The organism is Halanaerobium saccharolyticum, assembly GCF_004362045.1.
In the GTDB taxonomy this organism is placed as follows: Bacteria; Bacillota; Halanaerobiia; order Halanaerobiales; family Halanaerobiaceae; genus Halanaerobium; species Halanaerobium saccharolyticum_C.
Genome location: NZ_SNWX01000033.1, coordinates 23,850 through 34,098, shown reverse-complemented (window position 1 = coordinate 34,098; position 10,249 = coordinate 23,850). Strand labels below are relative to the sequence as shown.

General features: G+C 35.0%; 10 protein-coding genes and 1 riboswitch. All 10 genes read right to left on the bottom strand.

Annotated features, from left to right (window positions below; genetic code table 11):
* Window positions 1-144: 144 nt before the first annotated feature.
* Entirely contained in the window at window positions 145-543 is a 399-nt protein-coding gene (locus tag DFR79_RS14280) for a secondary thiamine-phosphate synthase enzyme YjbQ (protein ID WP_133516141.1), read from the bottom strand.
* A 124-nt stretch (window positions 544-667) separates the two neighbouring features.
* Window positions 668-2,149: a lysine--tRNA ligase gene (gene lysS, locus DFR79_RS14275; RefSeq protein ID WP_133516140.1), complete on the bottom strand. Its 1,482-nt coding sequence runs from the start codon at window positions 2,147-2,149 to the stop codon at window positions 668-670.
* Window positions 2,150-2,237: 88 nt separating this feature from the next.
* Entirely contained in the window at window positions 2,238-2,720 is a 483-nt protein-coding gene (greA, locus tag DFR79_RS14270; protein WP_133516139.1) for a transcription elongation factor GreA, read from the bottom strand.
* Window positions 2,721-2,934: 214 nt separating this feature from the next.
* Complete coding sequence (dusB, locus tag DFR79_RS14265) at window positions 2,935-3,909, bottom strand: tRNA dihydrouridine synthase DusB (protein ID WP_133516138.1); 975 nt, start codon at window positions 3,907-3,909, stop codon at window positions 2,935-2,937.
* A complete protein-coding gene (locus tag DFR79_RS14260; protein ID WP_133516137.1) occupies window positions 3,910-4,683 on the bottom strand; it encodes a type III pantothenate kinase in 774 nt (257 codons plus the stop codon).
* A gap of 147 nt (window positions 4,684-4,830) precedes the next feature.
* Entirely contained in the window at window positions 4,831-5,772 is a 942-nt protein-coding gene (locus DFR79_RS14255) for an NAD(P)H-dependent flavin oxidoreductase (RefSeq protein ID WP_133516136.1), read from the bottom strand.
* A gap of 107 nt (window positions 5,773-5,879) precedes the next feature.
* Entirely contained in the window at window positions 5,880-6,842 is a 963-nt protein-coding gene (locus tag DFR79_RS14250; protein WP_133516142.1) for a BMP family ABC transporter substrate-binding protein, read from the bottom strand.
* A gap of 19 nt (window positions 6,843-6,861) precedes the next feature.
* Complete coding sequence (locus tag DFR79_RS14245; protein WP_133516135.1) at window positions 6,862-7,701, bottom strand: biotin--[acetyl-CoA-carboxylase] ligase; 840 nt, start codon at window positions 7,699-7,701, stop codon at window positions 6,862-6,864.
* 58 nt (window positions 7,702-7,759) lie between these two features.
* Window positions 7,760-8,302 carry a folate family ECF transporter S component gene (locus DFR79_RS14240; protein WP_133516134.1) on the bottom strand — a complete coding sequence of 181 codons (543 nt, stop codon included), beginning with the start codon at window positions 8,300-8,302 and terminating at the stop codon, window positions 7,760-7,762.
* 71 nt (window positions 8,303-8,373) lie between these two features.
* Window positions 8,374-8,470, bottom strand: a riboswitch (THF riboswitch).
* 53 nt (window positions 8,471-8,523) lie between these two features.
* Entirely contained in the window at window positions 8,524-10,194 is a 1,671-nt protein-coding gene (locus DFR79_RS14235; RefSeq protein ID WP_133516133.1) for a formate--tetrahydrofolate ligase, read from the bottom strand.
* Between the last annotated feature and the right edge of the window lie 55 nt (window positions 10,195-10,249).

Below are 10,249 nucleotides of genomic sequence, written 5' to 3'. Positions count from 1 at the left end.
CTTATCAATCTCTTTTTGCTTTGTCAAGAACTTTTTAAGATAATTTTGTCGGCCAGAAAATTATGATTCATAACTTTTCAGCGACATACATTATCTTAGCATCAAATCTCTCTTTTGTCAAGGGTCAGACTTAAAAAAACGTTATTAATCTCGAATAATTTTCAAATAAATATTTCTACTTCTAGGACCATCAAACTCACAAAAATATATTCCCTGCCAGGTTCCTAATAATAGTTTTTTGTTTTCAACTATAATACTCTGATTTACTCCAAACAAGCTGGATTTTATATGAGCAGCAGAATTCCCTTCTAAATGTGAATAATTATCATCAAAAGGAACTATTTTATTAATTTCCTTTTTGATATCCGCTTTCACATCAGGGTCTGCATTTTCATTGATAGTAACCGCAGCCGTTGTATGAGGAATATAAATCTCAACCAGTCCGGAGTCTAGCCCAGCTTCTTTAACAGCATTTTGAACTTTAGTTGTGATGTCAATAAGTTCTACCTTATTATTTGTCTTAATTGATAATTTTTGCATCATTATAAACACTCCTCTCTGATTTTTTGGAAAAAATCAAAAATATTAGACTGAAAATTTAGTCAATTAAATTTGAAAACATAGCCAGGATATTTACATCCCGGCCATATTCAAAATTGAAACTTCCTTATTCAGTACTTTCCGGTCTCATAGTTGGAAATAGAATTACATCTCTAATAGAACTGGAGTTGGTTAATAACATAATTAGTCTATCAATACCTATTCCCAGTCCACCCGTAGGCGGCATACCATATTCTAGAGCTCTAATAAAATCATAATCCATCATCTGTGCTTCTTCGTCCCCGGCTTCACGCATCTCCACCTGTTTTTCAAATCTACGCTTCTGTTCCTCTGGATCATTTAACTCACTAAAAGCATTAGCAATTTCTCTACCATAAACAAAAGCTTCAAAACGATAGGTAAATCGAGGATCATCTTCGATCTTCTGGGCTAAGGGAGAAACTTCAATTGGATAATCCATGATAAAAGTTGGCTGAATTAACTTATCTTCAACTCTAATCTCAAAAACTTCATTTAAAACTTCACCATAAGAAAGTCCAGGTTCAGGTTTTACACCCACTGATGCTGCTGCTGCATATGCTTCTTCTGCTGTCTCAAACTCTGTGAAATCCAGATCTGCATATTTTTTAACAGCCTCCACCATAGTTATTCTCTCCCAGGGAGTTGTAAAATCAAGTTCGGTTTCCTCATACTCTAAAGTTTTAGTTTCCAGAACTTCTTCCGCCAAATAACTAACCAGATTTTCAGTTAATTCCATCATATCATGATAATCTGCCTGGGCCTGATAAAGCTCCAGAGTTGTAAATTCCGGATTATGTTTATAGGACATACCTTCATTGCGGAAATTTCTATTGATTTCAAATACTTTCTCAAATCCACCAACAATTAACTTTTTCAAATAAAGCTCCGGTGCAATTCTTAAATATAAATCCATATCTAAAGTATTATGATGAGTAACAAAGGGACGAGCTGTGGCTCCACCTGCAATTGGATGCATCATTGGAGTTTCGACTTCTAAAAATCCCTTATCTTCTAAATATCTCCTCATTTCTTTGATAATCTTACTCCTGATTACAAAAGTCTCTTTAACATCAGGATTTACTATTAAGTCTAGATAACGCTGGCGATATCGAATATCTTTATCTTTTAAGCCATGAAATTTTTCGGGTAATGGTCTTAAAGATTTGGTTAATAATTCAAAAGAGGATACTCTGACAGAAACTTGACCTCTATTAGTTTTGAAAACTGTACCTGTAATACCAACCAGATCACCGAGATCCAGATCCTGAAAAAACTCATAGCGGTCTTCACCAATATTATTCTGCTTAACATATAATTGAACTTTACCGCTCATATCCATTAGATCAGCAAAACTTGCCTTACCATGGGTACGAATTGCCATCAAGCGCCCTGCTAATTTAACTTCTTTTTCTTCCAATTCTTCAAAATTTTCTTCTACATCTGCTGCATGATGAGTCACTTCATATTTTTCGGCAAAAGCCTTTTCCTTTTCTTCTCTTAATTGAGATAACTTTTCCCGTCTCTGTAACATTAACTCATTCATATCTTCGAGTATATTTTCACTCATTATAAATATCCAACTCCTTATTTAATTATAATAGAGCTCCATCTCTATTTCTTTTAATCGGTCGCAAAACTAAAAATGAAATTTAATTTTAGTGTTTAACCTTTTTTATTGAAATGATTTCATATTCGACTTCTCCAGCTGGAGTTTCAACTCTTACCTGATCTCCAATAGCATGTCCCAAAATCGCTTTACCAATTGGAGACTCATTAGAAATCTTATTATTTAAAGGATCAGCTTCCGCCGAACCAACTAAAGTATAGCTTATTTTCTCATCACTATCAAGGTCATGCAGCATAACTGTAGTTCCCAGGTTAACTTTTTTGTCAGTTACCTCTTCATCTTTAACTACGTGGGCATTATTCAGCATATTTTTAATTTCCTGAATTCTACCTTCCACAAAAGCCTGCTCATTTTTTGCATCATCATATTCGGAGTTTTCACTAATATCGCCAAACTCTCTTGCCACCTTAATTCTTTTTGCAACTTCACGTCTTTTTTCTGTCTCTAAATATTCTAATTCGTTTTCTAATTTTTCAAATCCTTCTTCAGTCAGCATTACCTGATCTGCCATAACTATCTACCTCTGCTTTCTAATAATATTTAATTTACAAATTATCTAAATTGTCTAATATATATAAAAGTGCCAAAAGGGCCAACTATCCAGCCCAACAAGAAAGTGTGCCAGGTATTGTAACCTGACACTACTACAAATCTACAATTATTAATTATTATAAAGAACTTTACTTTTATTGTCAAGCAAGATTTCGCTAATTACCAGAGTAAATCTAAGAAGTTAAAGTATTTTTATGTTTTCTTAACAATTTAATCAAAGCTTTTGCTTCAGAAAGTTGATTGACTTTATTTTTTATTTCACTGGCGTTGGGCAAGCCTTTCAAATACCAGGAAATATGTTTACGCATAATTGGTACTCCGTGTTGTTCCCCATAATAATCAACTGCAAGTTTTAGATGTCGAATAGCCATTTCAATTTTTTCCGAATTGGAAGGGGGCTCAATTAACCTTCCCGTCTCTAAATATTCAATGATTTCTTTAAAAATCCAGGGATATCCCTGGGCAGCCCTTCCAATCATAATGCCATCACAGTTAGTCTGTTCAAACATAGCTTTCGCATCCCCTGCAGAAAAAATATCTCCATTTCCAATAACCGGAATATTTACTGACTGAACAACTTTTTTGATTATCTCCCAGTCGGCTTCTCCTTTATAATACTGACTGCGAGTTCTGCCGTGAACTGCAGCTGCCGCTGCCCCCGCTTTTTCTGCAATTTTGGCCAGTTCAACTGCATTAATATTTTCTTCATCCCAACCGCTGCGCATCTTAACGGTTACAGGAACTTCAGTCGCGTTAACTGTAGATTTTATAATTTCATAGGCAAGATCTAAGTCTTTCATCAAGGCCGAACCTGCACCATTTTTTACAATTTTCCGGGCAGGACAGCCCATATTAATATCAATCATATCTATCTGATATTCTTCCGAGATGCCAGCTGCAGCCCGGGCCATAAAGTCTGGCTCTTCCCCAAATATCTGGACAGCTATTTTTCCATTTTCATTTTTTTCAAATTCTATTAATTCTGCTGTTCTTTTATTTCCATATTCATAGCCTCTGGCACTGACCATTTCCGTATAAAGAAGTTCTACTCCCATTTCTCTTATCAGCTGCCGGTAAGGATAATCACTCACCCCGGCCATTGGAGCTAAAAAAACTGCAGGCTCAATCTTTAAATCAGCAATCTTCATTTAAGATCCCATTCCATTTATATCAGCAATATATTTTAATCCTTTTAAAGTCAAAAATGGTTCAACATACTCAATCGAATCAGTTTCAGCAGCAATTAAACTTACCAGACCTCCGGTAGCAATAACAACTGCATCTTCGGAAAGCTCCTGTTTGAATTTTTTAACCAGGTATTCAACCTGACCAACAAAGCCGTATACTATACCAGATTTCATTCCATCAATAGTATTTTTACCAATTGCTTTTCCAGGACCAATCAGCTCAATTCTGGGTAGTTTAGCTGATTGGTTAAACAGTGCCTCAGCAGAAATACCGATTCCTGGTGCTATAGATCCCCCGAGATATTCTCCCTTTTCCGAAACCGCACAAAAAGTTGTAGCAGTTCCGAAGTCAACAATTATCAGAGGACCATCATAAAGTTGGCCTGCCGCTACCGCATTAACAATCCGATCAGCACCAACCTCTTTTGGATTGTCAGTTTTAATATTCATCCCTGTTTTAACACCAGGACCAACAACTAATGGATTTACATTAAAATAACGATAGGATGTTTTCTTTAAAATTCTCAAGATTGGGGGGACAACACTTGAAATAATAATTGAGTTCACAGCCTGATTATCAATGTCTGCTGACTCAAACAAACTTTTAAAGAGCATTCCATATTCATCTGGAGTTTTATTTCTATCCGTAGAAATTCTCCAGTGAGTTTTTAAATCATCACCCTGATATAAACCCAGCACTGTATTAGTATTTCCAATATCCATTGTTAAAATCATTTTCCTGCTCCTTATTAATTAATATTTAAATCCGCCTGACTTAAAAATTTAAAAACAGATATAGCTTGAAATAGATCAAAGCAGCTAAATATTTAAAAGCTGCAGTTATATTGTAAACTAAACTGCAGCTAGATATCAAGTTATTAATTAATCACTAAAATATTCTTTGATCTGCCGGAAAATTTCTTTAGTCGATAAAATTTCATTGATCTTACCAATACCAGCCCCGGTAAAGAAAACTCCATTTTCCATATCTCCAGCTCTAGCATTAATTAAAGCATCTTTAATACAAAATTCTCTGGAACAGGTTTTTAAGCAGTCAGTACAATTAGCCGGAGGTGGAGCTTCTCCCGCTTCAATTAATTTTGAAAAGCTTGTCTTTATTGCATTTGCATAATAACCAGCAGAGCTCATAATTTTTATAACATCATCTGAAGTAGCTTCAACACAGAGTTCTTTAAATTTTTGGGAAACTGAAGCCTCTTCACTTGCCAAAAATCTTGTTCCCATCTGAACTCCATCTACTCCCAGTTCAAACATCGACTCAATATCAGCAGGAGTAACTACTTCTCCAGCACCAATCACCGGGATATCAACTTTCCCAGTTATTTTCTTAACTAAATCGAAACTATATTCATCACTACCGAGATGTCCACCTGCATTTCCACCTTCTACTACAACAGCCGCCGCACCCAGTTTTTGAGAAATGCGAGCTAATTTCAAAGATGAAACAATAGGTATTACCGGGGTATTATATTCTTTTCCAACCCCAAACATATCACGAGAAAACCCTGCTCCCGAAATTATACAATCTATTCCTGCTTCTACTGAAGCTTTCAACAATTCACTAAAGCCAGCAGCAGCAAACATTATATTTACACCAATTATACCATCACTTAGTTTTCTTGCCTTTTTGATTTCTGATTTTAATTCCTGTGGTGTCATAACGGAAGCACCAATCACTCCAATTCCACCTTCATTAGCAACAGCAGCGGCAAGTTCTGCCATTGAAACTCTAATCGCCATGCCTCCCTGGATAATAGGGAATTTAGCCGTCAAATCACCAATCTTTAATTCAGGTAACTTCAATTTATCACTCCTAAAAATATTCTTAATTTCATTCTATCCTATCTTATCACAGAATCAACAAGATTTAAAATTTTTTTGACTATTAGTCATGTTTTGACCTGAATTGATTAATTTGATGACCTTATTTCTATTTCTCCAGCAATAAACTGCTGTTTATATTCTTCAACTTTATTTAGTATTTCCTGGTTCAGCATATCTTCTGTCTGATTTTTTGCTAAAATAAATGCATTATCGACCAGTCCATATTCTTTTATTTCATTTACATAATTATCATTATAATAGCTTCCAATTATCTGTTCCACTATATAATCTGTATTCTTCTGAATAACCGTTAAAATATTATTCGGCGCCAAATTAATATCTCCAGCATCTAGAGAAATTAAGTTAATATCTGTTTCTAAAGCGGTATCTATTATGCCTTTCGAGGCAGGACCAGCAGCATAAAAAATAAGGTCAACATTTTGACTTACAAGTTTCTCACTTATTCTTTTTGCTGTAGAAAAATCATTAAAACTGCCCAGATAACGGTTAATTACTTCCACTTCTGAATTTACAGCCTCAACCCCTGTCTTAAAACCTCTCTGATAGCCTTTAATTATCTCGGTTTCCCGTCCACCAATAAAGGCTACAGTAGAACTTTTAGTTTTTAAAGCAGCAATTACTCCTGCCAGAAAAGCCGCTTCTTCTTCTCTAAAGGTCAGGGACATCACATTTTCTTCCTTCACAATTCCGTCAAATATTACGAAATTAATTTCTGGATACATCTGAGCAGCTTCTTTGACTGCCTGTTCCATTGTAAAACCAGTACCCCAGATTAAGTCAAATTTATTTTCTGCAAAATAATTTATATTAGCCTGATAATCAGTCATCAACTCAGATTCTCTAAACTCCAGTCTCAAATTAAAATCCTGCTTAGCTTTAATTAAAGATTCTCTTAACTGTTCATTATAACTATTGTCTCCAAAGCCACCAATATCACTAACTAATGCTACCTCTAAATATTGAGCAGATACAGAAAATGAAAATATTAAAAGCAACAGTAAAATTATTAGTATACCTTTATAGTTCATCTTTTTAGTCCTTTCTCGATTAGCCATTATTATATTTAGCCAGACTTTGATAATCTATAGAAGTGTTTACAGACTGCAGCTTTTTGTTATGCCCATTCTCAGACACAACTAATAATTCACCGCTGTCAAGCACCTCTTTAATAACTCCCGTATAACTGTCATTTTTAAAATCAAAATCTATTTTTTTACCAACTAAATTTAATTCTTTTTTCCAGCTTGTAAGTATTTTATCTCTGCTGCCGCTTAAATATTTTTTAATATAAAAATTCATTTTTTCTATCAATTTTGCTAAAAAAATATTCTTATCGATCATTTTTTCTTTTTCCAGATAATAAGAAGTAGCTATTTTTTCAATTCCCGAACTAAATGTAGTATTATTCAAGTTAATACCACAGCCAATTATTACAAAAGTATCTTTTTGAGCATCAAAAACTAACTCTGATAAAATACCACAAATTTTCTTGTTCTTTACTAAAATATCATTGGGCCATTTCAAATCTGTTTTTAAATCAAAAAAATCGAAAGTTTTCTTTACAGCCAGAGCTGCGGCTGCAGTGATTTGTGGGATCTGATCAATATTATTTTTTGCCTGAAAAAGAAAAGAAACCGCTATACTGGCCGGATCACTGGAAAACCAGCTGTGACCACTTCTTCCTCGACCTGCAAGCTGCGAATCAGCAGCAAAAATAATTAAGTCCTTACCTTCATTTTTTTGCAGTCGACTCTTCTGCACAAATTCCTTAGCCTGATTATTGGTCGAATCTATACTTTTAAATAGTTTTAAAGAAATATTCTGAAGCAGTGACTGCTTCAGCTTATTTTTTAATTTATTCTGATTAAAAAGGTTTTGATTTTTCATAACTAATTCTCCTAGAAAAAGGACCCATAAAGGGCCCTTTTAGTTATTTATTAAATTATTAGCAGCTTGTTCCTGCTTTAATTTTTCTTACTTTAACAGCATCATAGTTTAATAACAGCCTAATAAAATATGCATAAAGCGGAATATTAATTAGCTGACTGACAACTCTTGGCGGCATTAAAATTGTAAATGGAACGCCAAATAAAGTGTTTATAAAATATGGTACTAAAATCAAAGAAGAAATTAGCTGTCCCACTGCAATTGATATAAAAATTATTGGCATAGTTCTACAGCGTTTGAGCACATAAAAAACCATGAATCCTGGAATAAATCCAGTCAAAAAGGATGTGAAAGTAAAATGAGGCATATATGCTCCCATGGGATTAATAAAATAACCCAGCAGATCACCAAGTGCTCCAACAATACCACCGGCAACTGGACCAAAAGCAATACCGGCAAAAATTATCGGCAGAGCACCAAAACCAATTCTTACACCTTCAACTCCTGCAATTGGAATTCTGATACTTAAGATTCTAGTTAAAATAATAGTTAAAGCAGTTAAAAAAGATAAATAAGCAATCTTTTTTGTACTTATTTTCATATTCTCCACCTCCCCCCTCTCTGGTTAGATGATAGTTTCAAATCTGCACCAAAGAAAGAGGAAACTTTGGTGACAGCGGACGCGACAGGGAGACCGCAGCTAAAATAAGCTTTCGTTTCAGAGCAACGTCCCATCTCTGAACACTCTACGCCTCCTGTCTACTCTATCACTATATTATCTTAATTTTATTATAACCTATTTGTTTAGTTTTTTAAAGTTATTTAGAACAATCCAGAAATTTTTCCATTAGCATCAATGTCAATATCTTCTGCAGATGGCCGCTCTGGCAGGCCGGGCATTGTTAATACAGGCCCGGTCATTACAACTAAAAACCCGGCTCCTGCCGATAGATTAATTTGATTAACACTGATTCTAAAACCAGTTGGACGCCCCTTCAGGTTGGGATTATCAGAAATAGAACTCTGAGTTTTAGCCATACAGACTGGAATATCAGCATAGCCCTGTTCTTCAAATTTTTTGATCTGAGCCTGAGCTGTATCACTATAGTCAACCCCATCTGCCCCGTAAATTTCAGCGGCAATTGTTTCAATTTTATCTTTAATCGGCGCTTTTTCGTCATAAAGGAATTTAAATTTACTTTCTTTATTTTCCAGAACATCTACAACTGCATTAGCAAGTTCTTCTCCACCTTCTCCACCCTTAGCCCAGACTTCAGACAGAGCTACCTTAACACCAAGTTTTTCACATTTTTTTCTTACCAGTTCTAATTCTGCTTCAGTATCATCAGGGAATCTATTGATAGCTACAACTGCAGGCACCCCAAATTTATTAACATTTTCTAAATGTTTTTCTAAATTTTCTATACCCTTTTCCAGAGCATCCAGATTCTCTTCTTTTAAATCATCCAGGCTAACTCCACCATGCATTTTCAAAGCCCTAATAGTAGCAACAAGCACAGTAGCATCAGGTTTTAAATCAGCAAATCTTGATTTTATATTATAAAATTTTTCTGCACCCAGGTCAGCCCCAAAACCTGCTTCGGTAACTGTAATATCCCCAAGTTTCATCGAAAATTTAGTTGCCATTACACTATTACAACCGTGAGCAATATTTGCAAAGGGTCCTCCATGGATAAAGGCTGGAGTATTTTCTAAAGTTTGAACCAGATTTGGTTTAATCGCATCTTTTAAAAGGGCTGTCATTGCTCCTTCAACTTTTAAATCATGAGCAGTTACACTATCACCATCATAAGTATAGCCAATTACTATTTTGCCGATCTTTTCTTTCAATTCCATCAAATTATTGGCCAGACATAAAATTGCCATAATTTCGGAAGCAACTGTGATTAAAAATCCATCTTCTCTCGGATAACCATTTTTGGATCCTCCCAGTCCAACCACAGTATTTCTTAGAGCACGATCATTCATATCTACTGCTCTTTTAAAAGTAATCTGGGTTGGATCAATATTTAATTTATTTCCCTGCTTAATATGATTATCGATAGCTGCAGCCAGTAAATTATGGGCAATACCAATTGCATGAATATCTCCAGTAAAATGAAGATTAATATCTTCCATTGGAATCACCTGAGCATAGCCTCCACCAGCTGCTCCTCCTTTGATTCCCATAGTCGGACCTAAAGAAGGCTCTCTAATCGCAATTACTGCATTTTTACCAATTCTATTTAAAGCCTCACCCAGCCCGACAGTAGTAGTAGTTTTACCCTCTCCAGCTGGAGTTGGTGTAATAGCAGTAACCAGGACCAGCTTACCCTCATTATTATCGGAAAGTCTTTGTAAAACATCCAGTTTAACCTTTGCCTTATACTTGCCATATAGTTCTAGATCATCTTCTTTTAAACCGAGTTGATCAGCAATCTCTATTATTTCCTTCATTGCAGCTTCCTGAGCAATTTGAATATCACTTTTCACTATATTTCCCCCTCAGATGATTTGTTAGAAAATTTAAATTATATTTAAAACTTAT